Raw genomic sequence first — 26,147 nt, forward strand, 5'->3', positions numbered from 1 at the left:
AGGAATTCACCATGCAAACCCCATTTCGTCTGCCGCTGCTGACGGCTTTAATTCTTGCGACGACGGCGGCTTATGCTGCCGATACGCCGGTTAAAGGCGGCACGCTGGTCTATCTGGAGCAACAGGCCCACACCAACCTTTATCCCCCGGCGGGCGGGTTTTACCCCAACGGCGGGATCCTGAATCAGATCACCGACAAGCTCACCTGGCAGAACCCAAAGACGCTGCAGGTTGAGCCGTGGATCGCCGAAAGCTGGACCACCAACGCCGATAAAACCGAATACACCTTTAAGCTTCGCCCGGGCGTTACCTTCTCTGACGGCACGCCGCTGGACGCGAACGCGGTGGCGAAGAACTTCGATACCTACGGCAAAGGCAATAAGGCCCAGCGCCTGCCGGTGTCGGAAGTGATCAACAACTACGACCGCAGCGAAGTGATCGACCCGCTGACCGTGAAGTTCTACTTCAAAAAGCCCTCGCCGGGCTTTTTACAGGGTACCGCGACCATCGGCTCCGGTCTGGTCTCTCTGAGCACCTTACAGCGTAACTTCGAGGAGCTGGGCGACGCGCGCCATATCATCGGCTCCGGCCCGTTCGTGGTGAAGGATGAGAAGCCCGGCCGGGAGGTGAATCTCCAGGCGCGTAAAGATTACGCCTGGGGCCCGAAAAACCTCGCCCAGCAGGGCCCGGCGAATCTGGACGGCATTACTTATCTGGTCACGCCGGAAGACAGCGTTCGCGTCGGCGCGCTGCTGGCGGGCCAGGCCGATTTTATCCGCCAGGTGCAGGCCTATGACGAAAAACAGGCCACCGACCAGGGGTATCACATCTACGCCGCCCCTACCCGCGGGGTGAACGACAGCATCAGCTTCCGCCCGGATAATCCGCTGGTAGCCGACGTGCGGGTGCGCCAGGCGCTGCTGCATGCCACCAACGCGAAACAGGTGGTGGAAACCCTGTTCTCACCCAACTATCCGCAGGCCAAATCGGTGATTGCCGACTCTGCCGCAGGCTATGTCGATCTGAGCGACAAACTGACCTTCGATCCGGCCAAAGCCAGCGCTCTGCTGGATGAAGCCGGGTGGAAAGCGGGCAGCGACGGCATTCGCGCCAAAGACGGTCAGCGTCTGGCCCTGACCATCTATGAGTCCCTGCCCCAGCCACAAAACAAAGAGGTGTTACAGCTGGTCGCCCAGCAGTGGCGTCAGGTGGGCGTCGCCCTGAGCGTGAAGGCCGGTGACGCTGGCAGCCGCGTTATCGACAACCTCGACCCGCTGAAAACCCCGCTTACCGTGTCGGAAGTGGGCCGCGCCGACCCGGACGTGGTTAAGAGCATGTTCTACCCCAATAACCGCGACGCTCTGCTGCAAAAAGGCGGCTCCAGCGACAAGGTAAACAGCTTCCGCGATGACAAGCTCAACGAGCTGCTGGTGAATATCTCCGCTGAAGTGGATCCGCAAAAGCGCCTCCAGCTGACCGGCGACGCCCAGCGCTATCTGCTGGATAACGCCTATGTGATCCCGATTTTCGAAGAGCCGCAGGTCTTTGCCGGTGCGCCGTGGCTGAAAGGGGTGAGTTTTGAAGCGGTCGGTCGCCCGTCGTTCTACGGCGCGTGGCTTGAGAAACACTAAGGAGGCAACGATGAGCCACTATCTGCTGCGACGGGCCGGGCTGGGGCTGCTGGTGTTATGGGCGGCGTTTACCCTGTCGTTTGTGCTGCTTCAGGTGCTGCCGGGGGATGCGGTGCTGATCAAGTTCCAGAACCCGGATCTGGGCCTGAGTCCGGCGCAAATCGAAGGGATGCGCATCGCCTACGGGGCCGACAGCCCGCTGTGGCAGCAGTATCTGCACACCCTCGGGGCGATGCTGCGCGGCGATTTTGGCTTCTCGGTGCAGGCGGGGTTGCCGGTGAGCGAGCTTATCATCACCAACCTGCCGGACACCCTGAGCCTGGCGCTGCCCGCCTTTGCGCTGGCGGTTGCACTGGCCTTTGCCCTGGCGCTGGCCTCTCGCCTGCCAGGGCTGCGCTTTTTGAGTAACGCCATTCAGTCCCTGCCGGTGCTGTTTATCTCCCTGCCGACCTTCTGGTTGGGTATTGCCTTGATTCAGCTGTTTTCATTCCAGCTGAGGCTGATCCCGGTGATTAACCCAGGCCCGCTACAGGGGCTGATCCTGCCGATTATCACCGTCGCCATTCCGATCTCCGCCCCGCTGGCGCAGATCCTGATGCGCAGTCTGGATCAGGTCGCCGCCCAGCCGTTTGTAGCGGTAGCGCGGGCCAAAGGGCTGAGCGAAACCGCCGTTCTCTGGCGTCACGTTACCGGCAATGCCCTGCTGTCGGTGCTGAATATCGCTGGCCTGCTGCTGGGCGAGCTGATCGCCGGGGCGCTGATCACCGAAACCGTCTTTGGCCGCAGCGGGCTGGGGATGCTGACCCAGCAGGCGGTCAATAACCAGGATATCGCCGTGTTACAGGCGGTGGTGATGATCTCCGCCCTCGGCTTTGTGTTGATTAACCTGCTGGTGGATCTGCTGATGCCGCTGTTCGATCCCCGGCTGAAAACCGTTACCGGAGGTGCTGTATGAGCCTTGTCGATTACGCTGCCGCAGCGCGCAGACGCGTGCCTACCTGGGGGGCATTTCGCTGGCAGCCGGGGCTGTGGTTTGCCTGGGCGATTATTGCCGTTGCCGCGCTGGCGGCTATCGCACCGGACTTCTTTACCCACTTCAGCCCGATTGAAGGCATTCCCGGCGCGCAGCGCCTGGCACCGCAGGCCGGGTATTGGCTCGGCACCGATCAGCTGGGGCGCGATCTGTACACCCGCATCATCTATGGCGCGTCCCACTCGCTGAGCGCCGCCCTGGTGGCCGTGGCGATGGGGCTGATCGTGGGTACCGCCATCGGTGTGATTGCCGGGGCGTTTGCCGGACGGGTGGAGTCGGTGCTGATGCGTATGGTGGACGTGCTGCTCGCTATTCCTTCGCTGCTGCTCTCCCTGACGGTCATTATTTTGCTCGGCTTTGGCACGGTGCATGCCGCCATCGCCGTTGGGGTGGCGTCTATCGCCAGCTTTGCCCGACTCGCGCGCGGTGAAGTGGTGCGCATCCGCCATACGGATTACGTCGAAGCGGCGTTTGGCAGCGGCGGCACCTTCTGGACGGTGCTGTGGCGCCACATTCTGCCCAACTCCCTGACCGCAGTGCTGGCCTTTGCCACCCTGCAGTTTGGTCAGGCGATCCTCGCCCTCTCGACGCTGAGCTTCCTCGGCTACGGCACCCCGCCGCCGATCCCGGAGTGGGGATTGCTGATTGCCGAGGGACGTAACTATCTCTCTACCGCCTGGTGGCTGACCACCTTCCCCGGCCTGATGGTGATCGCCGTGGTGCTGGCCACCAACCGTATCAGTCGTCAGTTAAGCGGAGGTCGCTCATGACGGTTCTCTCTGTTGAAAATCTGACTATCAGCTACCGCACGGGCCGCCAGTGGCGCGAGGTGGTGCATAACGTCAGCTTTACCCTCGGGCGCGGCGAGATGCTGGCGTTTGTTGGCGAGTCCGGCTCCGGTAAAACCACCACCGCCCAGGCGATTATCGGCCTGCTGGCGGACAACGCCCGGCGCGACGGCGGCAGCATCCGTCTGAACGGCGAAGATCTCAGCCAGTGGTCGGCGAAACGGCTCAACAACCTGCGCGGGGCGCGCATCAGCCTGGTGCCGCAGGATCCGGGTAACTCCCTCAACCCGGTGAAAACCATCGGTGCCCAGGTGGGGGAAATCATTCGCCTGCACCAGAAAATCAGCCCCGCCGCGTGCGACCAGCAGGTGCTGGCTCTGCTGACCAAAGTGGGTCTCAGCCATCCGGAACAGCGGATGAAGCAGTTTCCGCACCAGCTCTCCGGCGGGATGAAACAGCGGGTGTTGATTGCCATCGCCATCGCCCTGCGACCGGATGTGATTATTGCCGATGAACCCACCAGCGCGCTGGACGTGACGGTGCAAAAACGCATTCTCGATCTGCTGGACGTGCTGCGCCGGGAATCGGGTACGGCGGTGCTGTTTGTCACCCACGACCTGGCCCTGGCAGCCCAGCGCGCCGACCGCCTGCTGGTGTTTCGCCACGGCGAGGTGCAGGAGCACGGGGCTACCGCCGACGTGGTACGCGCCCCTCAGCATGCCTATACCCGCCAGCTGCTGAGCGACCTGCAGGGCCAGCGGTTAACCATTGCCCCGGTGGCGGGTCGTCCGCTGGCTTCGCCTGCGATCCGCGCCATCGATATCAGCAAACGCTTTGCGCTGGGGAAAGGCCATCAATTGCAGGCGCTGGATAACGTCAGCTTCGCCGTGCAGCGCGGCAGCACCCACGCGCTGGTAGGCGAGTCCGGCTCAGGCAAAACCACCCTTGCCCGCATCCTGCTGGGCTTTGAGCAGGCCGACCGGGGTCAGGTGATCATCGATGATATCGACGCCACCACCCTCAGCCACGAGGCGCGACGTCAGCTGCGGCAGAAGATCCAGTTTGTTTATCAGAACCCCTTTGCCTCGCTGGATCCACGCCAGACGCTGTTTGAGATCATCAAGGAGCCGCTTAAAAATTTTGCCCCCGTCGATAAAGCAGAACGTGCCGCCCGGGTAGAGAACGTTGCCCGGCGGGTGGCCCTGCCGCCGGAGCTGTTAAGCCGCACCGCGCGGGAGCTGTCGGGTGGGCAACGCCAGCGCGTGGCTATTGCCCGGGCCTTAATTCTTGAGCCGACCATTCTGGTGCTGGATGAAGCCACCTCGGCGCTGGACGTCACCGTACAGGCGCAGATCCTCGCCCTGCTCCAGCAGCTTCAGCAGCAGCTGGGCCTGACCTATCTGTTCATCACTCACGATCTGGCTACCGTCCGGCGGATTGCCCACAGCGTGACGGTATTGCGCAGCGGCCAGGTGGTTGAACAGGGCGCGGTCGACACGCTTTTCGCCGCGCCGCAGGACAACTACACCCGCGAGCTGATCGACGCCATCCCCCATTTTTCACAGAAGGAGTACGCATGACGCGTAAACGCCTGGGTTTCTTCACCCGACTGCTGGACGATGCCCCAGCCAAAGAACGTTATCGCCTGGCGACTGAGCAAATCCGCCATGCCGAGCGCTACGGTTTTGACAGCGCATGGATCGCCCAGCACCATTTCCACGAGCATGAAGGCGGCCTGCCGTCGCCGCTGGTATTTCTCACCCACGTAGCGGCGCACACCACCCGCATTCGCCTGGGCACCGCCATTATCACCCTGCCGCTGGAGAACCCGCTGCGGGTGGCGGAGGACGCGGCGGTGCTGGATCTGCTGGCCGATGGGCGTCTCGAGGTCGGGTTTGGCTCCGGCGGCACGCCCACCTCGTTTTTGCCGTTCGGGCTGACCATTAACGAGCGGGCAGCGACCTTTGCTGACAACCTGCATCTGATCCAGAGCGCCTGGCGCGGGGACTCCCTGACCCATCCGGATAACCATCTCTATCCGCCCGCGCCCGGGCTGACGGAGCGGGTGTGGATCGCCACCTTCTCGGTGGAGGGCGCAGTACGGGCCGCACAGCAGGGTCACGGCCTGATGCTCTCCCGCACCCAGCCGCGCCCGGCGGATAACCTCTCCCTGACGCTGGATCAGATCCAGAACCCGATTATTGATGCCTATCTCGACGCCCTGCCGTCCGGCGTGGCCCCGCGCATTCTGGCCTCGCGCACCGCCTTTGTCGCCGACAGCGATGCCTATGCCCTGAAGGTGGCCGAACCGGGCCTTACCCGTCAGGCGCAGCAGCACGTGGCCGCCGGACACGCGCTCACTGGTGACACTGTCACGGATTATAGTCGCCAGTTCGATGCGCACATCGGCGCGCCGCAGACGGTGCTTGCCTCGCTGGCGAAGGATTCGGTGCTGGCGCGCGTCACCGATATTTCATTCCAGGTGCATTCCGTAGAGCCGTCGCACCAGGACACGTTACGTTCGATTGAGTTAATAGCAGAGCAGATCGCCCCTCATCTTCTATAAGGAGTCACCATGGCATTAAGTCAGGATATTCTCGCCGAACTGGCGGAGATTGCCCCCGGTTCCCCACTGGAACAGGCGCGACAGACCCGGGATGCGGCAACGCGTCACGCTCAGGGGAGCTACGAAACGTTATTCAGTCAGCAGGACGCCGACTTCGCGCTGGACGAGCGCTTTGCCGTGGCGGCAAAAGTGGCGAAATGGCACAACGCCGACGCGCTGGCAGCCCATTATGCCGGGTTTGGGCTGGCGGATCCCACCTCGGTGCGCCTGACGCCCGCCCTGACCTTTGCTCGTCTGCTCACCTTCTCGCCAGTCCAGGCGACGCCGGGGGCGATCAACGCCCTGACCCTGGCAGGCTGGAGCAAAGAAGGGATAGTCACCCTGGCGCAGCTGATCGCCTTTGTCAGCTTCCAGAGCCGCCTGATCGCAGGGTTGCGCCTGCTCAATGACAAACCGGTGGTGGCAAGCGACGTCCCCGTGGTGGCGGGCCACTGGCACACCGTGCCGCTGACGAAAAACGGCAAAGCGGCGCCGGTGCAATTCACCCAGCAGGAGCTGGGCTGGGAGCCGTGGCTGGCGCCAAAACCGCTGGTGGAATTTAGCGCCGACGAACAGGCGATCCTGGCGAAATTCGGCCATACCGATTCCGACTATTTCCGCCTGCTGGGGCGCAATCTGCCGGTGCTGGAGCAGCGCACGCTTACGGATAAAGGGATTTTCTATACGTCAGGCGGGCTGTCACGCGCCGAGCGGGAGCTGGCCGCCGCGGTCACCAGCAAGATCAACGGCTGTATTTACTGCGCCTCTGTCCATGCGCGTAAAGCCAGCCAGCTTTCTAAGGATAATGATGCGGTGGAAACGCTGCTGGCGGTGCAACCCGGGGAGTCGCTGAGCGCCGGACAAACGCCGCGCTGGCAGGCAGGCATTGATTTTGCGGCCGCTCTCTCGGTGACGCCGCCCGCGGTGACGCCTGGGCATCTCGCCGGTCTGGAACGCGAGGGGCTGGATACCCTGGCCCAGCTGGACCTGGTGCAGTCCGCAGCGTTCTTTGCCTGGGCTAACCGCCTGATGTTAACCCTGGGGGAGCCGTCGCTTCCGTGAGGGGGTTTATGCCGAATGGCGCTACGCTTACCCGGCCTACCAAACCCGTAGGCCCGTGCAAGCGCAGCGCCGCCGGGCGATTGGCGTGCTCAGGCTAACGCCTGCGCAGAGTCTCCCGACCGCCGGGCTTTCAAATACCCATAAACCAACAATGACGACATCGCCAGGAACGACAGCAGCGCTGCCGGTAACGTCACGTAGCTCCAGCTGAAGCCGAGGGTAATCATCATCCCGCCAAAGTACGCTCCAATGGCGCTACCGAGGTTAAACGCCACCTGCCCACCGGCCGCGCCAAGCATCTCCCCGCCTTTAGCATTTTGCAGCAGCAGGATCTGCAGCGGTGCCGACAGCGCGAACAGCCCGGCGCAGCAGATAAAGCCCATCCCCAGCGAGGCCGCAGGCATATCGCCAAAAGCAAACAGCAGCAGCAGCGACAGCACAATCACCAGGTCGGTCATCGCCGCAATCCGCAGCGGGCTGTAGCGACCGGACAGCTTGCCGCTGAACAGGTTGCCCAGCACCATGCCAAGGCCCATCAGCATCATGATCGCGGTCATCATCCCTTCGGAAAAGCCGGACACGTTGAGCATAAACGGCTTCACGAAGCTGAACCACGCGAAGACCCCGGCGTTACCGAACATGGTGGCGGCAAAGATGAACCAGGGCTCAGGCTTTTTCAGAAAGTGAAACTGTTCACGCAGGCGGGTCTGCGATTTATCGAACGTCTGCGGCACCCACAGGACGACAGAGAGCAGCACCAGCAGGTTAAACGCAGCGATCAGGAAGAAGGTATAGCGCCAGCTGAACTGGTGTCCAAGCCAGGTGCCCAGCGGCACGCCCGCCAGATTGGCCACCGTCATCCCGGCGATCATCCCCGCCACCGCCAGGGTCACTTTGCCCGGCGGCACAATGCGGGAAAGGATAATGGTGCCGACACCGAAGAACGCGCCGTGCGGAAAGCCAGAGACCAGCCGTCCAATCGCCAGCATGGTGTACGAAGTTGAGAAAGTGAAAATCGCATTGCCGATAAGACAAAGCGTCACCAGGAACAGCAGAATGGTTTTCAGCGAGAACTTGCTGGAAAAGATCGCAATAATCGGAGCGCCAATCACTACCCCAAAAGCGTAAAACGAAATCATATTTCCGGCCGAAGGAATGGAGATCCCCACGTCCCGCGCCAGCTCGGTGAGTACGCCCATAATGCCAAACTCGGCCATCCCCAGACCGAAGGTACCCAGTGCTAACGAAAAGACCGTCTTTTTCATACCACAACCACTTGTTAAAAAATTGCGACAGCCATTATTGAACAATCTTGTATGGTGAGCCAGTTCAAATCACCTCCCTGGCAGCTTCATCCATTATTTCGGGTGGGGTGTGAATATTTTCCACCACTCCGCCCAGCCCTGATTACACTTCAAAGTGTTATGTCACACCGTCCCGGCAGAATCCCTGAAAGGAACGCATCATGGCAGATAAAAAGAAGAGCAAAACCGTTGCGACGACCACGCCTCCCGCCCCTCTTAAACGCACGGAGTATGAAAAAGAGCTGCATCGCCTGCATGTGGAGCTGGTTAAGCTTCAGCGGTGGGTGGTCAGTAAAGGCCTGAAGGTGTGTATCGTTTTTGAAGGTCGCGACGGCGCGGGCAAAGGCGGCACGATTAAGGCTCTGACCGAACGCGTCAGCCCGCGCGTATTCCGGGTGGTGGCGCTGCCAGCCCCAACCGAAAAAGAGAAAAGCCAGCTCTATTTCCAGCGCTACGTGTCCCACCTGCCTTCAGCAGGAGAAATCGTCATTTTCGACCGCAGCTGGTACAACCGCGCGGGCGTGGAACGCGTAATGGGTTTCTGTACCGAAGAGCAGGTTGAAAAGTTCCTCGACGGAGCCCCTATCATCGAACGGGCGATGGTCGATGCGGGCATTATTCTGATCAAATACTGGCTGGAAGTGACGCCGAAAGAGCAGGAGCGCCGCCTGCGCGACCGCATCAATGACGGGCGCAAAACCTGGAAGCTCTCCCCGATGGATATCAAATCCTTCACGAAGTGGGATGAGTACACCGAAGCGCGGGATGCCATGTTCGCTGCCACTGATACCGCCTGGGCCCCGTGGTTTGTCGCCCGCTCGGAAGATAAAAAGCGCGTGCGGCTGAATATTATCTCGCACCTGCTGTCGCAAATTCCCTATAAAGACCTGCCGGAAGAAGAGGTTAAATTACCAAAACGCAAAATCGGCAAAATTAAACCTACCGCTTATCCGTTCCGTTATATTAAAGAGAAGTTTTGAATATAACCTCCCGGTAAAACATCGGGAGGGATATTCACACTTATTATTCCAATTTTCAGAACGTTGCATTTGTCTGGACGCCGCCTCGCATTTTTTAAATTACCAGGCGAAACAGTATTGTTTTAAATTGTTGGCGATTGATAATGACTGCACCAACAGAGGAGACAATGACAATGAAAGTGGATGCCCCGCAAAACACCGCCATTAAAGAGCACTTAACCGGCGTCACGCCGCGCCCGGTATTAACGCCGGAGGAACGAATCGAACAACGGAAACGCGATAAGGAGTTCATGCGAGCTATGAATGAGTTTGTCGCGAAAGCAGGGTTGCTATCTGACGATCCTTTTTTCGGAGGGATCTAATGTGCTTCCAGTTTGACGTTTACCGTAATCCTTCGGCCAGAACCAGTGAATTACACCCTTATCTGATGGTGATTCAGCATGATTATTACGATGACCTGTCAACCCGTTTAATTCTGCCATTAAGTTACAGGAATAATCTTTCAGGACATATTAATCCGGCTTCTGCCGTCATTAATATCGATTTCCTGACGCTATTCATGAATACGCCTGGTATTACCAGCGTTGAGAAAAAGAAACTTACCAGTAAATATTATGTGACTAACATGCAGAGTGCGAGAACCCGGGTTGTTGCTGCCATTGATGCCTTAATCACCAACACCTGACCTCCCATAAAACCCGCTCAGAACCGCAGCCCGGAGCGGGGGAACCTGACCCGTAGGCCCGTGCAAGCGCAGCGCCGCCGGGCACAGCAGGCGATGGGATTACTTCATTCCTTCACGACTCTCTTTCTGCGCTTCCATACGCTCCACGTCCCGGTACCAGCGGGGATGGTGTTTCTGCGCCCAGCGGCGGCTCACCTTCCCTTCGATCATCCCTTTAATCGAGCCCTTAACCCAGAAAGCCATATACATATGAATAAGAATGGCGTGGATCAAGATAATGGCCGACGTGGCGTGGATCAGCAGGCTGTAGCGCACCACCTGCATCGGGAAGTACTGCGCAAAGTACGGGCGCCAGATAATCACCCCGGTCACCAGCAGCACAAAGATCATGCTCATGATGGTCCAGAACATCATCTTCTGCCCGGCGTTGTATTTACCGACTCTGGCGACTTTATGCTCGTTGCCCTTAAGCACTTCAACAATGCCCTTCACCCAGGGAATATCCTGTTTATCGGGAATGTTGTGATGCACAAAACGCACAAACATAAACATCAGCGCCACGAAGATCAGCACGCCAAAGAACGGATGCAGAATACGTCCCATCTGCGGGGTGCCGAAAGTCTCCGTCAGCCACTGCAGGGTCGGGAAAAAGAACGAAATCCCCGACAGCGACACCAGGAAGAAGCAGATCACCACCGTCCAGTGACAGGCGCGGTCGATAAACTTCGTGCGCACAATCATCTTCGACTTACTCATGGTGCTCCTCCTCATCGTCATCCACCTCTTTGTTCGGCCCAATCCCAATGTAGTGATAAATCAGCCCGGCAAAGGTGGCGATAAAGCCCGCCGCCGAGAGCGGTTTCAGCGCCCCTTTCCACAGGTTGATGGAGGTATCGATAGCCGGATCCTTCGGCAAATTGTGATACAGCTCCGGCTGGTCGAGATGGTGCAGGACATACATCACGTGCGTCCCGCCCACGCCCTGCGGGTTATAAACCCCCGCACTGGCATAGCCGCGCGCTTTCAGCTTGTCGACGCGCTGCTGCGCCACTTCCAGCATCTCTTTCTTGGTGCCGAAGTGAATGGCCCCGGTCGGACAGGTTTTCACGCAGGCCGGCTCCTGGCCGACGCTGACGCGATCCACGCACAGGGTGCATTTGTAAACCCGGTTATCCTCTTTGCTGAGGCGCGGCACGTTGAACGGACACCCGGCGATGCAGTACCCGCAGCCAATGCAGTTATCCTGCTGGAAATCGACGATGCCGTTGGCGTACTGAATGATCGCCCCGGCGGACGGACAGGCTTTCAGACAGCCCGGGTCCTCGCAGTGCATACAGCCATCTTTGCGGATCAGCCACTCCAGCTTGCCGTTCTGCTCGGTTTCGCTAAAACGCATCACCGTCCAGGATTTGGCGCTCAGATCGGCCGGGTTATCGTAAACCCCGACGCAATGCCCCACCTCGTCGCGGATATCATTCCACTCGGAACAGGCCACCTGGCAGGCTTTACAGCCCACGCAGGAGGAGACATCGATAAGCTTTGCCACTTCCGCTTTGTAATCCCGCGCACGAGGCGCGGGGGTAAAGCCGTTGGTGGCGGAGCGTTTGATGACGTCTTGTGTTTCCATCGACATGTTTTCGCTCCTCAGGCTTTCTCGATGTTGACCAGGAACGCCTTGTACTCCGGCGTTTGCGAGTTGGAATCCCCGACCGCAGGCGTCAGGGTGTTGGCGATATAGCCCTTCTGCGCCACCCCTTCAAAGCCCCAGTGCAGCGGAATACCGACGGTTTCCACCTGCTGGCCGTGAACGTTCAGGGCCTGCAGACGACGGGTCACCACCGCCACGGCGCGAATAAATCCACGCTGGCTGCTGACCTTAACGCGATCGCCGTTGGCAATGCCTTTGGCCTGCGCCAGGGTTTCGCTTATCTCCACAAACTGCTCCGGCTGGGCGATGGAGTTCAGTCGCGCATGCTTGGTCCAGGTGTGGAAATGCTCGGTCAGGCGATAGGTGGTGCCGACGTACGGGAATTTATCTTTCTTACCCATGCGCACAGCGTCTTCCTGGTACACACGTACTACCGGACTTGAGACTACGTTCGGGTGCAGCGGGTTAGTCCCGAGCGGCGTTTCCATCGGCTCGTAGTGTTCCGGGAACGGCCCTTCCGCCAGCTTGTCGATGGCGAACAGACGTCCCAGCCCTTCCGGCTGCATGATAAACGGCCCGGTGTTGCTGCCCGGCGCGGCGGTGTTGTAGTCCGGAATATCGTTCCCGGTCCACTTGCTGCCGTTCCACTGGATCAGCATCCGTTTCGGATCCCACGGCTTACCGTTGACGTCCGCCGAGGCGCGGTTGTAAAGCACGCGACGGTTCAGCGGCCACGCCCAGGCCCAGCCCAACGTATTGCCCAGCCCTGACGGGTCGGCATTGTCGCGGTTAGCCATCTGGTTGCCCTGTTCGGTCCAGCTCCCGGTGTAGATCCAGCACGACGACGCGGTAGTACCGTCATCACGCAGATGGGCAAAGCTGCTCAGCAGTTGGCCTTTCTTCGCAATCAGCACGCCACTGGCGTCATAGAGATCGGCCAGCGCACAGCCGTTGTTCTCTTTTGCCACCTCTTCGGACTCCGGGTGATTCGGCTGTTTGTAGTGCCAGTTCATGCGCAGCAGCGGCTCGACGCCTTTGCCGCCTTCGGTGCGGTACATCTCCCGCAGGCGATGGTAAATCCCGGCGAGGATTTCGCCGTCGTTGCGCGCTTCACCCGGCGCGTCCTGCCCCTTCCAGTGCCACTGCAGCCAGCGGCCGGAGTTGGCGATGGAGCCGTCCTCTTCCGCGAAACAGGTCGACGGCAGACGGAACACTTCGGTCTGAATCGAGGCGGGATCCACGTCGTTCATCTCGCCGTGGTTCTGCCAGAAGGTTGAGGTTTCGGTCACCAGCGGGTCGATCACCACCATGTACTTGAGCTTGCTCAGGCTGGCGACAATCTTGTTCTTATCCGGGAATGACGCCACCGGGTTAAAGCCCTGGCAGATGTAGCCCGTCACCTTTCCCTTCGCCATCATGTTGAAATACTTGATGACGTCGTAAGACTGATCCCACTTCGGCAGCCAGTTAAAGCCCCAGTCGTTCTCCTTCTGCGCCGCGTCGCCATAGAAGGATTTCATCAGGCTGACGAAGAACTTCGGATAGTTGCTCCAGTAGTTCACCTGGTCCGGCAGCGTCGCTTTCGGCGTACTGGCCGTCAGGTAGCTTTGCAGATCGGTCTGTTTCTCCGACGGCAGGGTCAGATAGCCCGGCAGGCTGGTCGACAGCAGCCCCAGATCGGTTAACCCCTGAATGTTGGAGTGACCGCGCAGGGCGTTCACCCCGCCACCGGCCATGCCCATGTTACCGAGCAGTAGCTGGATCATCGCCATGGTACGGATGTTCTGCGCACCCACGGTGTGTTGCGTCCAGCCCAGCGCATAGAGGAACGTGGTGGTTCTGTCCGCGACACTGGTGGAGGCCAGCACTTCGCACACTTTCAGGAAGTCGGCTTTTGGTGTCCCGCAGATGTTCTCCACCACATCCGGCGTATAGCGGGAGACGTGCTGTTTCAGCAGGTTCCACACGCAGCGCGGATCGGTCAGGGTTTCATCGCGTTTCGCGTAGCCGTTCTCATCGAACTGATAGTTCCAGGAGGACTTATCGTACTGGCGTTTTTCGGCGTCATATCCGCTGAACAGCCCGTCATCAAAGGCAAAGTCTTCCCGCACCAGCAGGTTAGCGTTGGTGTAGTGCTTAACGTACTCGGCGTTAATTTTATTGTTTTCAATCAGGTACAGCAGCACGCCGGAAAGGAACGTAATGTCCGTACCGGAGCGTATCGGCGCATAGATGTCCGCCACCGATGCCGTACGCGTAAAACGCGGATCGACGACGATGAGCGTCGCATCGTTGTTGTTTTTCGCTTCCATCGCCCAGCGGAATCCCACCGGATGGGCTTCAGCGGCGTTACCGCCCATCACCACCACGACGTTGGCGTTTTTGATATCAACCCAGTGGTTGGTCATCGCACCGCGACCAAATGTTGGAGCAAGACTTGCTACCGTTGGTCCGTGTCAGACGCGCGCCTGGTTGTCTACTGCCAGCATGCCGAGTGAGCGCACAAATTTTTGCGTCAGCATGCCGGTTTCATTACTTGCCGCAGAGGCGCACAGCATCCCGGTTGAGAGCCAGCGGTTCACCGTCACGCCCTGCTCGTTGGTCTCGACGAAGTTGGCGTCGCGGTCGGCTTTCATCAGCTTCGCGATGCGCGTAAAGGCCTCATCCCAGGAGAGCCGCTGCCATTTGTCGGAGCCCGGCGCGCGGTATTCCGGGTAACGCAGACGGTTATCGCTGTGGACATAATCCAGCAGGCCGGCCCCTTTCGGGCATAATGCCCCGCGGCTGACCGGATGATCGGCGTCGCCTTCAATATGGTAAATCGACTCTTTAGCGTTCTTCGCGCCATCACCCAGGCTATACATCAATAGCCCGCATCCCACGGAGCAGTATGTGCAGGTGTTACGGATCTCTTTGGCACGCAGCAACTTATAGTTGCGCGCCTGAGCCAGCGCCATTTTGGGGGCAAACCCCAGAGCAGCGACTGTTGTTCCGGCCATACCGCCCGCGCAGATTTTAAAAAACTGTCTGCGACTGACGTCCATCGTTGTCCTCGTTAGAAATTGAGAAGTCCGGCGGAAAACTAACAGCAAAGCCCCTGTTTTTTTTGCGGCAAATCAATATCGCCGATCTTCGCCCTCTTAATAGTCAGCGCTGGCGGCTTTTACTAACGCTAAAGGGTTACTGCAGCGCAGATTAATTCGCGGAAGGTACTGAAACAGTGCTATAAATTTGCCCCTGAAATGTTTAGCCAGTGGAAAGATGATGGACAGAAAAAGAGCCACCCTGATCGGTCTGGCCGCGATTGTGCTCTGGAGCACGATGGTGGGTCTGATCAGAGGTGTCAGCGAGGGGTTAGGCCCGGTCGGGGGCGCGGCGGCAATCTATACGCTCAGCGGATTACTCTGTCTGGTAACGGTGGGCTTCCCAAACCTGCGTCGTTTCTCGCCCCGCTACCTGATTGCCGGCAGCGCGCTGTTTGTCAGCTACGAGATCTGCCTCGCCCTGTCGTTAGGCTATGCTGCCACCCGCCACCAGGCGATTGAAGTAGGAATGGTGAATTATCTCTGGCCGAGCCTGACCATCGTGTCTGCCATTTTATTCAACGGGCAGAAATCGACCCTGTGGGTGATCCCGGGTCTGATTATCGCCCTGCTGGGCGTCAGCTGGGTTTTGGGCGGCGAAAACGGGCTCAACCCGGCGGATATTGTCCGCAACCTTGTCTCTAACCCGCTGAGTTACGGCCTCGCCTTTGCGGGGGCCTTTATCTGGGCGACCTACTGCACCGTAACCAGCAAATACGCCAACGGCCAGAACGGGATAACGCTGTTTGTGCTGCTGACGGCGCTAACCCTGTGGCTGAAATACGCCTTCAGCGATCAGCCCGAGATGGTGTTTAGCGTGCCGGTGGTGATCAAACTCCTGATGTGCGGCGTGGCGCTGGGGTTTGGTTATGCGTCGTGGAATATTGGTATTTTGCACGGCAACGTGACGTTGCTGGCGGCGGCGTCCTATTTTACCCCAGTGCTGTCGGCAGCACTGGCGGCCGTGCTGCTCAACGCCCCGCTGTCGTTTAGTTTCTGGCAGGGTGCGATGCTGGTGTGTGCGGGGTCGCTGTTGTGCTGGTATGCGACCAGGTCGCGGGTGGGTTGACGTTTCTGCGGCCTGCAACGCCGGGCGGCGCATGCGCTTGCCCGGCCTACAGGTTTCGTAGTTTCGTAGGCCGGGTAAGACGAAGCCGCCACCCGGCGTTTTACCCCGGCATTCCCGGTCACAGATAATGGTCCCTCTTTCGTAGGCCGGGTAAGGCGTAGCCGCCACCCGGCGATTTTGTCCCGGCATTCCAGGTCACAGGCGATGGTCGATCTTTCGTAGGCCGGGTAAGGCGTAGCCGCCACCTGGCAAGGGGGCAACGCCGGGCGGCGCATACGCTTGCCCGGCCTACATTACGGTGTATCTATTCCTGCTCCGCCGCCCGCCTCAACCAGCTCTGCAACAACTTCCCGTCCTGGGTCATCTCCCCGTCCTGGCGCACGCACAGGTAATAATCCCGGCCATCATCAATCGGCATATCGAAAATCTTCACCAGCTCGCCGCTCTCCAGATACGGGGCGATCAGCGGCTCGCGCATCAGGGCGCAGCCCAGCCCTGCCTGCACTCCTGCCAGGGTTAGCAGCCCGTCCTCGAACATCGGGCCGCTGCGGCGCGGCGGGCGTTTTACCCCCTGCTGAACAAACCACTGCTGCCAGGTCACACGCTCCTCATCGTGCAGCAGTGGCATCTGCAACAGTTGTTCCGGGGTGTCGATATGGCCATGCAGGCGCAAAAACGCCCGGCTACAGACCGGCACCATCTGCCCGGAGATCAGCTTTTCGCTCTGGTATCCCGCCCACTGGCCGTTGCCGAAGCGGATCGACATATCCGAGGCGTCGCTCAGGTAGTTGCGATGATTGGCGTAAACCACATTAATCTCGGTCTGCGGGTTAGCGCGCATAAAGGCAGGCAGACGCGGGATAAACCACCCCATCCCAAACAGCGGGATCAGGCTGATAGTGACCTGGCGGGTCTGTACCTGCTCCACGAGATGCTCGGTGGCCTGGCGCAGCACATTAAACGCCGCGCGGATCGAGCGGTAATAGTCTCGTCCCTGCTGGCTGAGGATCAGCCTTCGCCCCTGCCGCTCGGTCAGCGGCATCTGTAAGTACCCTTCCAGCACCTTCAGCTGATGGCTCACCGCCGACGGCGATATCGCCAGCTCCTGCGCCGCAAGCGTCACGCTACCCAGCCGGGCAATGGCCTCGAAAGCCCGTACCGCCCGCAGGGGTGGATCGTTCGCCAGTCGGCTCTCGGCAAAGGCCGGTAACCCCGTTGATTGTTCTGTTTTATTCATATGTTGATCTGTTGTGGATAATCAGGTGAATCAGCCATTTATCATCATCTTTAAAATCAATCAGATAAAGCAAGCTCCAGATGTCATAAGAAAGAATATATGCGTATTTCACAATTTAATTCAATTAATAGATGTTATCCGCTGAAAAGAGCAATTTGTCGGGTAATAACGTTGGACACACTCATACAACAACTGATCAACGGCGTGATGCTGGGCAGCATCTACGCGCTGATCGCGCTGGGCTATACCATGGTGTATGGCATCTTGCGCATTATTAACTTCGCCCATGGCGATATTTTGATGGTCGGCGCGCTGACCACCCTCTCGGGGCTGAACGTGCTCAACAGCCATTTCCCGGCCATGCCTCAACTGCTGCAGCTCGGCTTTGCGCTGCTGATCGCCATGGCGGTCTGCGCCCTGCTGGCGATGGCCGTTGAACGCTTTGCCTATCGTCGCCTGCGCAACGCGCCGCGACTGGCGCCGCTGATCTCCGGGATTGGGGTGTCGGTGCTGCTGCAAACCGTGGCGATGGTGATCTGGACGCGTAACCCGCTGATGTTCCCGCAGATCCTGCCGATGGACCCGATTGCCGTCACCGCGGGCAGCGAGGCGCATCCGCCCGCCATTGTCACCGTTACCGGCATCGTCACCGTGGCGCTGGCCCTGATCGTCATGACCGCGCTCTGGCTGCTCGTGGAGTACACCCGCCTCGGACGCGGCATGCGCGCGGTGGCCGAAAACCCGCGCGTCGCTACCCTGATGGGCGTCAATCCGAACGCCATCATCACGCTCACCTTCGCCATCGGCGGTGTCTTTGCCGCACTCGCCGGGGTGATGATGGCCAGCAACTACGGCAACGCCAGCTTCTCGATGGGCTTCCTGCCCGGCATTAAAGCCTTTACCGCGGCGGTGCTCGGCGGCATCGGCAATATTCGCGGGGCGATGATTGGCGGGATCCTGCTCGGGATTATCGAAGCGCTGGGCGCCGGATATCTCGGCGAACTGACTCATGGCGTGTTCGGAAGTAATTACCAGGACGTCTTCGCCTTTATCGTGCTGATTCTGGTACTGGTCTTCCGTCCGGCGGGCCTGCTGGGCGAGCGCGTGGCGCACAGGGCATAAGGGAAAATCATGACTGCTATTGAAATCAAAACGCCTGCGGCCAGCCGTAAATTCTGGTCCGGCATGACGCTGTTCGTGCTTGCCCTGCTGCTTGCGCCGGTTGTCGCCACCCAGCTCGGCGGCAACTACTGGGTGCGGGTGATCGACTTCGCCCTGCTCTACATCATGCTGGCGCTGGGGCTGAATATCGTGGTGGGCTACACCGGCCTGCTGGATATGGGCTTTATCGCCTTTTACGCCGTCGGTGCCTATCTGGCGGCGCTGCTGGCCTCGCCGCATCTGGCGGAGGTGTTCCCGATCCTCAACGTCTGGTTCCCGGACGGGCTGCATACCTCGTATCTGCTGATTATCCCCATCGCGGCGCTGGTCGCGGCGGTGTGCGGCATACTGCTGGGTGCGCCGACGCTGAAGCTGCGCGGCGATTACCTGGCAATCGTGACCCTCGGCTTCGGGGAGATCATCCGCATTCTGATGCGTAATCTCGACCGCCCGGTGAACATCACCAACGGCGCGAAAGGCATTACCGGCGTCGATACCCTGAACCTGTTCGGCCTGAAGTTCAGCGGGGTTTATCACTGGTTCGGCTTCAAGGTGCCCGCCCTGTGGCTGTGGTACTACCTGCTGATGCTGGTGATTGTGGGGATCATTTTCGTCTGCCTTCGCCTGCAGCACTCCCGCATTGGCCGGGCCTGGCACGCCATCCGCGAAGATGAAGACGTCGCCCGGGCGATGGGCATCAACGTGCGCAACTTTAAGCTGCTGGCCTTTGCCATGGGCGCCTCCTTTGGTGGCGTGGCGGGCGCGCTGTTTGGTGCCTTCCAGGGCTTTGTCTCCCCGGAGTCCTTCACCCTGCAGGAGTCCATCGCGGTGCTGGCGATGGTGGTGTTAGGCGGGATGGGCCATATCCCTGGCGTGATCCTCGGCGCGGTGCTGCTGACCGCCCTGCCGGAACTACTGCGCAGCCAGGCGGCCCCGGTTCAGCAGGCGCTGTTTGGTTCGGTGCTGATTGACCCGGAGATCCTTCGTCAGCTGTTCTACGGCCTGGCGCTGGTTCTGGTGATGCTGGTTCGCCCGTCGGGCATCTGGCCGGTCCGTCATAAGGAGATGAAAGCATGAGCCTGTTAACCGTGCGCAACATGTCCAAACGTTTTGGCGGCCTGACCGCCGTGGACAACGTCTCGCTCTCCATTAATAAGGGTGAGATCTACGGTCTGATCGGCCCTAACGGCGCGGGCAAGACTACCTGCTTTAACCTGATCACCGGCCTCTACCCGGCGGACAGCGGGGAGTTTGCCATTGCCGATAAAGCCTATTTCCCGACGCAGATCGAGAAAGTGACCGCCGCAGGGATAGCCCGCACCTTCCAGAACGTGCGTCTGTTTAACGAGATGTCGGTACTGGAGAACGTGATGGTCGGTCGCCACGTCCGCACCCGCAACGGGCTGTGGGCGGCGCTGAGTCGGCACAAGCGCGCCCGGGAAGAAGAGGCGCAGACGCTTGAGCAGGCCTGGCACTGGCTGGAGTACACCGGCATCGCAAAGTTTGCCCACTACCGCGCCTGCGATCTGGCTTACGGCCATCAGCGTCGGCTGGAGATCGCCCGGGCCCTGGCCACCGATCCGCTTTTGCTGGCGCTGGATGAACCCGCCGCCGGGATGAACGCCGCAGAAAAAGTCGCCCTGGGGGAGCTGCTGACCCGCATTCGTGACGACGGGAAAACGCTGCTGATGATTGAACACGACGTCAAGCTGGTGATGGGCATTTGCGATCGCCTGACGGTACTGGATTACGGCAAAACCCTGGCCAGCGGCACGCCGGACAGCGTGCGCCGCGACCCGGCGGTGATCGCCGCCTGGCTTGGAGGCAATGCCCATGTCTGAATTACTGAAAGTGGAACGTCTGGACGTGCATTACGGCGGTATCCAGGCGGTGCGGGACGTCTCCTTTACCCTGCGCGAAGGCGAACAGGCCACGCTGATTGGCGCGAACGGCGCGGGTAAAAGCTCCACCGTGCGGGCCATCACCGGGCTGGAGCGTTTTGGCGGCAACATTGAATTTAAGGGCCAGCCGGTACGCAAGCAGAAAGCCGAAGCGCTGCTGCGCGACGGGCTGGTGATGGTCCCGGAAGGACGCGGCATCTTCGCCCGCATGACGGTGCTGGAAAACCTGCAGATGGGGGCATGGCTCCGGCGTGACGCTGTCACTGTTAAGCTGGAGATGAACGAGATTTTCGAGCGATTCCCGCGCCTGGGCGAACGCCAGCACCAGCTGGCCGGGCTGCTCTCCGGCGGGGAGCAACAGCTCTTAGCCCTTAACCGCGCCCTGCTCAGCCGCCCGCGCCTGCTGATCCTCGACGAACCCTCGATGGGCCTCGCGCCCAAAATGGTCGAGAACATATTTGCGGTCATCGCCGGGCTGCGCGAGCGCGGCGTGGCTTTGTTGCTTATCGAGCAAAACGCCCGGCTGGCGCTTGAGGTGACCGACCAGGCCTGGGTAATGGACAGCGGCAGCATCGTCCATCACGGCGCGTCAAAGGCGATGCTCGACGACGACCAGATTGCACAGATTTATTTGGGCGAAATGCCCGCTTAACACACCAACCAATATCAGGGAAAAACAATGAAAAGCATAAAAATCAGTGCGCTCAGCGCCGCCATTCTGCTCAGCGGGTTTGCTTCAACCGGCACCTGGGCCGCCGACAGCGAAACCGTGGTGATTGGCCTGGCGGGCCCGCTGACCGGCCCGTCCGCCCGTATCGGTAAAGATCTGGAGAACGGTGCGCAGCTGGCAATTGATGACATCAACAAGCAGCACCCGACCATCGGCGGCAAGGCAGTGACCTTTAAACTGCAGTCGGAAGATGACCAGTCTGATCCGCGCACCGCCGTGGCCGTGGCGCAGCGCCTGGTGGACAGCGGCGTAGCGGGCGTGGTCGGTCACTGGAACACCGGGACCAGCATTCCGGCGGCGCGTGTCTATCACGATGCCGGTATTGCCCAGGTCGCGCCGGTCGCCACCGGTCATGCCTATACAAAACAGGGCTTCGACACCAGCTTCCGCGTGATGGGCCACGACGATGATGGCGGCCAGTTTGCCGGGCAGTACGCCATCAACACCCTGAAAGCGAAACGCATCGCGGTGATCGACGACCGTACCGCCTTTGGTCAGGGTCTGGCCGACGAGTTTATTAAATCGCTGGAAGCGCAGGGCGTGAAGATTGTCGACCGTCAGTACGTTGACGACAAGACCGTCGATTTTAGCGCCGTATTGACCGCCATTCGCAGCAAAAACGCCGACCTCATCTTCTTCGGCGGCGTGGACAGCCAGGCAGCACCGCTGGCGCGTCGTATCAAGCAGCTGGGCATGAACACCACCCTGATGGGCGCAGGCGGCTTTGTCAGCCAGACCTTCCTCCAGCTGGCGCAGAAAGAGGGTGAAGGCGTTGTCGCGCTGGAGCCGGGCCTGCCGGTGGATCAGATGCCGGGCGGCAAAACCTTCGAGCAGGCGTATCAGTCCCGCTACCACACCCATATCGAGCTCCACGCTCCGTTCGCCTACGACGCAACCCGCGTGCTGGTGGCGGCAATGGAGAAAGCTGACTCGGTTGATCCTTCAGAGTACCTGCCTGCCCTGCGCGCCATCAGCTACTCCGGCGTCACCGGGCAGATCGCCTTTGACGCTCAGGGCAACCTGAAAGCGCCGTCGTTCACCGTCTATAAAGTGGTCGATGGAAAATGGCAGCCGCAAACCGTGCTCGGCGGCGCAAAAGCTAAATAACGCAGTGAGGCAATGTGATGAGTGATAATAATGAGCTGGGCATTCTCGCCCGCCGCAAAATTGAAGCAGAAATTATTAAGCCAATTTACGAGATTCTGGTGCGTGAGATCGGTAAGACCCGCGCCCAGGCAGTGATTGGCGAGGCCATTGAGCAGGCCGCCATTAACGCCGGGAAAGAGTTTGCCAGCAAGGAGCCGGACGGCGCGGACGTGAAGAGCTTTATCGCCCTGCAGTATCTGTGGGAGAAGGATAACGCCCTCGACGTGAAGGTGATCGACGCCGACGACCAGCAGTACAACTACAACGTCACCCGCTGTCGCTATGCTGAGATGTACCACGAGATGGGCCTCGGCGAAATCGGCCACCTGCTCTCCTGTGCCCGCGACGAGAAATTTATCGTCGGCTATGCCCCGGACGTGGAGCTGACCCGCACCACCACCATTATGCAGGGCGGCGCATGCTGCGACTTCCGCTATCGCAGCACCAGGGACAAAGCATGATCCGCGTTAACGCAGACCGTCTGTGGTCGACGCTGGAGATGATGGCGCAGATCGGTGGCACGCCCGCGGGCGGCGTCACCCGTCTGGCGTTGAGCGACGAAGACCGCATTGCCCGCAACCTGCTGCGCGACTGGGCGCTGGAGGCCGGTTTTACCTGCGAGGTGGACAGCATGGGCAATATGTTTATCCGCCGCGCGGGTAAAAACCCGGCGCTTGCCCCGGTGATGACCGGTTCGCACGTGGACTCCCAGCCGCTCGGCGGCAACTATGACGGGATCTACGGCGTGCTGGCCGGACTGGAGCTGCTGCGCACCCTGAACGATCGTGAGGTCGAAACCGAGCGCGATATCGTGCTGGTGAACTGGACCAACGAAGAGGGCGCGCGCTTTGCTCCGGCGATGCTCGCCTCTGGCGTCTGGGCGGGTCAGCTTAGCGAAGAGTTTGCTTACGCCAGGATGGACAGCAAAAAGGTCACGGTGCGCGATGCCCTTGAGGCCATCGGCTATCGCGGCGAGCGCCCTGCCCGCGCCTTCCCGATCCACGCCTGTTATGAGCTGCATATCGAACAGGGACCGATTCTGGAAGATGAAGCCATTGATATCGGGCTGGTGCGCGCGGCGATGGGTCAGCGCTGGTTCACCATCACCCTCGACGGTTTTGCCGCGCATGCGGGCACCACGCCGATGCACAGCCGCCGCGATGCTTTGACCGCCTTTGCGGAGCTGGCGTTGAAGGTGGAAGAGATTGGCTATCAGCATACCCCTGATGGCCGGGCGACCATCGGCATGGCGAACGTGACCCCTAATTCGCGCAACGTTGTCCCGTCCCGGGTGGTGTGCAGCGTCGAGTTCCGTCATCCGCAAAGTGAAGCGCTGGAGGCGATGGAAGCAGCACTGCATCAGGCGGCGGCGGATCTCTCTGCCCGTGGCGTCAGCGCCAACGTCGAGCGCATCTTCGACTATGCGCCGATTACATTTGACGAGGCCTGTCTTGCCCGCACGGAAAACGCCGTGGCCGCGCTGGGCTATTCCTCGAAGTCGATGGTTTCCGGCGCCGGGCACGATACCTGTTACGTAAGCAAAATCGCCCCGGCCAGCATGATCTTTATCCCCTGCGTGAAAGGCATCAGCCATAACGAAGCGGAAAAGATCCTGCCAGAGTGGTCCGAGAAAGGGGCAAACGTGTTGTTGCACAGCGTGTTGAGTGCGGCGCAGGAATTGTAGGATTGAAATAACCCGTAATCGTGACTATAGTCATGCTTACGGGTTGCGAGGTTAAGGAATAACCATGGGGATCTATTTAACGCCTGAATTTGAGGCGGATCGCAAGGATGCACGCATCAGTAATGCTGTTTTGTGTAAAGCCGCTAACGCCATAATTTCTGGCCTTCATGGCGACCACCTTGGGAAATATACCTATAAAAAGCGGCTGGCTTTGCCTGCAGTGAGTCCACGTGAGGGAGCGCGGGCGATCGTATTTTTTCGCGATGGTGATAACGTTTATTTTTTTGATATGTATCTCAAAAGTCATCTTTCAAAGAAAAAAGGTAAGGAACTTGAAGATGACGAAATTGATGCTTATTGCAGGATCGCAGAAGATTTTATCGCGCTGACCGCAGCACAGATAAAAGGCCTGGTAGCTGATAAAGAACTGATAGAGGTAACTTGTGATGACTGAACGGCTGAAACGTATTCAGGGCATGGCTCAGCGTTACAACAAATTAGGTGTTGTTAAAGATGAGACGCTGGCATCCATAGATGCTGCAGTGGCTGCTCGTCATATTCCGGCAGTTCGCGAGATGACCGGTGGCGAGATTAAAGAAGTACGTACGCGCTATAACATGTCGCAGGCAGCCCTGGCCATAACGACCGGAATGTCGGTTGAAAGCGTATCGAAGTGGGAGCGAAACGAAAGTAAACCCAATAAAGCGGCGCTGCGAATTATTAATATCATTGATATCAAAGGTCCGGAAGTTTTTATGGTCTGACATGAGAGCTTAAAAAAGCCGGATGCGTTGCGCTTATCCGGCCTACGTGAAATTGTAGGCCCGGCAAGCGCAGTGCCGCCGGGCGTTTTTTACCGCTGCGACACCTTCTTCAGACTAAACCAGATCCCCACCGCCAGCACCAGCAGCATCGCCCCCGCACTGCCCAGCGCCACGCTGTGGGAGGTGATAAACGCCGTTTTCGCTGCCTCAATCACTGATTCCGCCAGAGTCGGTGGCAGATCCTGCGCGACTTTCACCGCCTCGCCAATTGAAGATGAAGCCTGCCCGGCAAGGGATGCGTCCAGCCCCTGGGGCAGCTCAATCGATGCCGAAAAACTGCGGGTCAGCAGCAGGCCAAAAATCGCAATTCCCAGTCCCGCACCCAGCTCATAGGACATGGTCTCAATCGCCCCTGCGGCGGCGGCTTTCTCTTTTGGCGCAGCGGCCATGATCGCCGAGGTGGACGCCAGCAGCGCGCTCGCCGCGCTGAACCCCAGCAACACCATCAGGCTCCAGGCCTGCCACTGCTGGGTGCTGAAATCGAGCATCGACAGGCCCGTAAAGCTGAGCGCGCTTAACCCCATGCCGCCGGTCGCCACGATCCGCAGCCCAAGACGCCCTACCAGCACCCCGGCAATCGGCCCGCTGAAACCGCTGGCCACCATCACCGGCAGCATAAACATTCCCGCTTCAAACAGCGTGAAGCCGTGGACAAACTGCAGCTCCTGGGCCATCAGCAGTTCGAAGCCCACCAGGGCGATCATCGCCGTCATCGCCATCACCACGCCGCTTAAAATCACGCGATGACCGAACAGCCGCATGTCGATCATCGGCGTGCGGGCGCGCAGCTGGATGCGCACAAAAGCAAACAGCATCATCCCGCCCGTTAAGAGCGTAACCGCTACCAGCCACGGCGAAAGCGCCCCTTTCAGCGCGGTTTTGGCGCTGAAGACCAGCAGCAAAATCGCCACAATCAGCATCAGGGCATGGGTGATATTGAGCGGCTGCTCGGGCCGCCCTTCCTGCGCAGGCACAAAACGCGCCGCCAGAGAGACCACCAGCAGCACAATCGGGACGTTGATCAGAAACACCGCGCCCCAGTAGAAGTGCGCCAGCAGCATGCCGCCGATCAGCGGGCCAAAGGCCGCACCGCCCGAGCCCACCGCCGCCCAGACGCCGAGAGCAATATTGCGCTGGCGCGCGTCGGCAAACAGCGTGCGGATCCCGGCGAGCGTGGCGGGAATAATCATCGCCGCACCGATGGCCAGCAGCGCCCGCGCCGCAATCAGCCACCCGGCCGTGGGCGCAAACGCCGCCGCCAGCGACGACAGCCCGAACAGGCTGCTGCCCAGAATCAACAGGCGCTTAAAGCCAATCCGATCCCCAAGCGCCCCCATCGGCAGCACCATACCGGCCATCACCAGCGAGTAAATATCAATGATCCACAGCAGTTCATTGCCGCTGGCATCCAGGGTCATACTCAGCGTCGGCGTGGCGACGTGCAGCACCGTGGCGTCAATCGCGACCGGGATATAGACCAGCACGATAATCACTAACGCTAACCACTGACGAAACATAAATTTCCTTATTTTCCAAAACTGGACACATGTCCAGAACCGGATCCTACGTAAAGTTG

At 59.7% G+C, this 26,147-nt stretch carries 25 protein-coding genes; 19 read left to right on the plus strand and 6 right to left on the minus strand.

Translation table 11 applies throughout. The annotated features are described in order from the left end of the window. Nucleotides 1-11: 11 nt before the first annotated feature. The 6 genes from FFB58_RS03250 to FFB58_RS03275 are packed head-to-tail and all read left to right on the plus strand — an operon-like array spanning nucleotide 12 to nucleotide 7,119. Nucleotides 12-1,631 carry a TIGR04028 family ABC transporter substrate-binding protein gene (locus FFB58_RS03250; protein ID WP_138368972.1) on the plus strand — a complete coding sequence of 540 codons (1,620 nt, stop codon included), beginning with the start codon at nucleotides 12-14 and terminating at the stop codon, nucleotides 1,629-1,631. Between the two features lie 10 nt (nucleotides 1,632-1,641). Then, nucleotides 1,642-2,586: an ABC transporter permease gene (locus FFB58_RS03255; protein WP_138368973.1), complete on the plus strand. Its 945-nt coding sequence runs from the start codon at nucleotides 1,642-1,644 to the stop codon at nucleotides 2,584-2,586. Beyond that, nucleotides 2,583-3,434: an ABC transporter permease gene (locus FFB58_RS03260; RefSeq protein WP_138368974.1), complete on the plus strand. Its 852-nt coding sequence runs from the start codon at nucleotides 2,583-2,585 to the stop codon at nucleotides 3,432-3,434. Before FFB58_RS03255 ends, FFB58_RS03260 begins: the two co-directional genes overlap by 4 nt. Beyond that, the gene (locus FFB58_RS03265; protein WP_138368975.1) at nucleotides 3,431-5,032 is read left to right on the plus strand and encodes an ABC transporter ATP-binding protein; all 1,602 of its coding nucleotides are present in this window, start codon (nucleotides 3,431-3,433) and stop codon (nucleotides 5,030-5,032) included. The genes FFB58_RS03260 and FFB58_RS03265 overlap by 4 nt, the downstream gene beginning before the upstream one ends. Beyond that, the gene (locus FFB58_RS03270) at nucleotides 5,029-6,018 is read left to right on the plus strand and encodes a putative FMN-dependent luciferase-like monooxygenase (RefSeq protein ID WP_138368976.1); all 990 of its coding nucleotides are present in this window, start codon (nucleotides 5,029-5,031) and stop codon (nucleotides 6,016-6,018) included. Before FFB58_RS03265 ends, FFB58_RS03270 begins: the two co-directional genes overlap by 4 nt. 9 nt (nucleotides 6,019-6,027) lie before the next feature. Then, nucleotides 6,028-7,119: an alkylhydroperoxidase domain protein gene (locus FFB58_RS03275; protein WP_138368977.1), complete on the plus strand. Its 1,092-nt coding sequence runs from the start codon at nucleotides 6,028-6,030 to the stop codon at nucleotides 7,117-7,119. A gap of 89 nt (nucleotides 7,120-7,208) precedes the next feature. On the opposite strand, the gene araJ is transcribed toward FFB58_RS03275, so the two are convergent. After that, complete coding sequence (gene araJ, locus FFB58_RS03280; protein WP_138368978.1) at nucleotides 7,209-8,384, minus strand: MFS transporter AraJ; 1,176 nt, start codon at nucleotides 8,382-8,384, stop codon at nucleotides 7,209-7,211. Between the two features lie 200 nt (nucleotides 8,385-8,584). Here araJ and ppk2 point away from each other — a divergent pair, with 200 nt between their 5' ends. The 3 genes from ppk2 to FFB58_RS03295 all read left to right on the plus strand — a co-directional run bounded on the left by ppk2 (nucleotide 8,585) and on the right by FFB58_RS03295 (nucleotide 10,088). Further along, nucleotides 8,585-9,403, plus strand: coding sequence for a polyphosphate kinase 2 (gene ppk2, locus FFB58_RS03285; protein ID WP_138368979.1), 819 nt, complete (start codon nucleotides 8,585-8,587; stop codon nucleotides 9,401-9,403). Nucleotides 9,404-9,576: 173 nt separating this feature from the next. Then, complete coding sequence (locus tag FFB58_RS03290) at nucleotides 9,577-9,765, plus strand: hypothetical protein (protein ID WP_138368980.1); 189 nt, start codon at nucleotides 9,577-9,579, stop codon at nucleotides 9,763-9,765. Beyond that, nucleotides 9,765-10,088, plus strand: coding sequence for a CcdB family protein (locus tag FFB58_RS03295; protein WP_138368981.1), 324 nt, complete (start codon nucleotides 9,765-9,767; stop codon nucleotides 10,086-10,088). The genes FFB58_RS03290 and FFB58_RS03295 overlap by 1 nt, the downstream gene beginning before the upstream one ends. A 99-nt stretch (nucleotides 10,089-10,187) precedes the next feature. Here the strand turns inward: FFB58_RS03295 and fdnI are convergent, their stop codons facing one another. The 3 genes from fdnI to fdnG are packed head-to-tail and all read right to left on the minus strand — an operon-like array spanning nucleotide 10,188 to nucleotide 14,780. After that, entirely contained in the window at nucleotides 10,188-10,844 is a 657-nt protein-coding gene (fdnI, locus tag FFB58_RS03300; RefSeq protein ID WP_039028730.1) for a formate dehydrogenase-N subunit gamma, read from the minus strand. Then, nucleotides 10,837-11,721 (minus strand): formate dehydrogenase subunit beta, encoded by an 885-nt coding sequence (fdxH, locus tag FFB58_RS03305; RefSeq protein ID WP_138368982.1) that lies wholly within the window; start codon nucleotides 11,719-11,721, stop codon nucleotides 10,837-10,839. Before fdxH ends, fdnI begins: the two co-directional genes overlap by 8 nt. Nucleotides 11,722-11,732: 11 nt before the next feature. Beyond that, nucleotides 11,733-14,780: a formate dehydrogenase-N subunit alpha gene (gene fdnG / locus FFB58_RS03310; RefSeq protein WP_138368983.1), complete on the minus strand. Its 3,048-nt coding sequence runs from the start codon at nucleotides 14,778-14,780 to the stop codon at nucleotides 11,733-11,735. A gap of 220 nt (nucleotides 14,781-15,000) precedes the next feature. Between fdnG and yddG the strand changes: the two genes are divergently transcribed. Further along, nucleotides 15,001-15,888, plus strand: coding sequence for an aromatic amino acid DMT transporter YddG (yddG, locus tag FFB58_RS03315; RefSeq protein WP_138368984.1), 888 nt, complete (start codon nucleotides 15,001-15,003; stop codon nucleotides 15,886-15,888). A gap of 304 nt (nucleotides 15,889-16,192) precedes the next feature. Here yddG and FFB58_RS03320 read toward each other — a convergent pair whose 3' ends face one another. Next, complete coding sequence (locus tag FFB58_RS03320) at nucleotides 16,193-17,125, minus strand: LysR substrate-binding domain-containing protein (RefSeq protein WP_039028725.1); 933 nt, start codon at nucleotides 17,123-17,125, stop codon at nucleotides 16,193-16,195. Between the two features lie 171 nt (nucleotides 17,126-17,296). On the opposite strand from FFB58_RS03320, the gene FFB58_RS03325 reads away from it, so the two are divergent. The 9 genes from FFB58_RS03325 to FFB58_RS03365 all read left to right on the plus strand — a co-directional run bounded on the left by FFB58_RS03325 (nucleotide 17,297) and on the right by FFB58_RS03365 (nucleotide 24,511). Beyond that, nucleotides 17,297-18,247 carry a branched-chain amino acid ABC transporter permease gene (locus FFB58_RS03325; protein WP_138368985.1) on the plus strand — a complete coding sequence of 317 codons (951 nt, stop codon included), beginning with the start codon at nucleotides 17,297-17,299 and terminating at the stop codon, nucleotides 18,245-18,247. A 9-nt stretch (nucleotides 18,248-18,256) separates the two neighbouring features. Further along, entirely contained in the window at nucleotides 18,257-19,363 is a 1,107-nt protein-coding gene (locus tag FFB58_RS03330; protein WP_138368986.1) for an ABC transporter ATP-binding protein, read from the plus strand. Further along, complete coding sequence (locus FFB58_RS03335; RefSeq protein ID WP_138368987.1) at nucleotides 19,360-20,127, plus strand: ABC transporter ATP-binding protein; 768 nt, start codon at nucleotides 19,360-19,362, stop codon at nucleotides 20,125-20,127. Before FFB58_RS03330 ends, FFB58_RS03335 begins: the two co-directional genes overlap by 4 nt. After that, a complete protein-coding gene (locus FFB58_RS03340; protein ID WP_138368988.1) occupies nucleotides 20,120-20,839 on the plus strand; it encodes an ABC transporter ATP-binding protein in 720 nt (239 codons plus the stop codon). The genes FFB58_RS03335 and FFB58_RS03340 overlap by 8 nt, the downstream gene beginning before the upstream one ends. 27 nt (nucleotides 20,840-20,866) lie before the next feature. Further along, nucleotides 20,867-22,024 (plus strand): branched-chain amino acid ABC transporter substrate-binding protein, encoded by a 1,158-nt coding sequence (locus FFB58_RS03345; protein WP_138368989.1) that lies wholly within the window; start codon nucleotides 20,867-20,869, stop codon nucleotides 22,022-22,024. Nucleotides 22,025-22,041: 17 nt separating this feature from the next. Then, a complete protein-coding gene (locus FFB58_RS03350; RefSeq protein WP_039028719.1) occupies nucleotides 22,042-22,524 on the plus strand; it encodes an L-2-amino-thiazoline-4-carboxylic acid hydrolase in 483 nt (160 codons plus the stop codon). Further along, nucleotides 22,521-23,747 (plus strand): Zn-dependent hydrolase, encoded by a 1,227-nt coding sequence (locus FFB58_RS03355; RefSeq protein WP_138368990.1) that lies wholly within the window; start codon nucleotides 22,521-22,523, stop codon nucleotides 23,745-23,747. The genes FFB58_RS03350 and FFB58_RS03355 overlap by 4 nt, the downstream gene beginning before the upstream one ends. A 64-nt stretch (nucleotides 23,748-23,811) precedes the next feature. After that, entirely contained in the window at nucleotides 23,812-24,201 is a 390-nt protein-coding gene (locus tag FFB58_RS03360) for a type II toxin-antitoxin system RelE/ParE family toxin (protein WP_138368991.1), read from the plus strand. After that, a complete protein-coding gene (locus FFB58_RS03365) occupies nucleotides 24,194-24,511 on the plus strand; it encodes a helix-turn-helix domain-containing protein (RefSeq protein ID WP_039028717.1) in 318 nt (105 codons plus the stop codon). Before FFB58_RS03360 ends, FFB58_RS03365 begins: the two co-directional genes overlap by 8 nt. Before the next feature lie 89 nt (nucleotides 24,512-24,600). On the opposite strand, the gene FFB58_RS03370 is transcribed toward FFB58_RS03365, so the two are convergent. After that, nucleotides 24,601-26,088: an MFS transporter gene (locus FFB58_RS03370; protein ID WP_138368992.1), complete on the minus strand. Its 1,488-nt coding sequence runs from the start codon at nucleotides 26,086-26,088 to the stop codon at nucleotides 24,601-24,603. Nucleotides 26,089-26,147: the final 59 nt, after the last annotated feature.

Origin of the sequence: Enterobacter sp. MF024 (genome assembly GCF_005843915.1) — a bacterium.
Lineage (GTDB): Bacteria > Pseudomonadota > Gammaproteobacteria > Enterobacterales > Enterobacteriaceae > Enterobacter > Enterobacter barmai.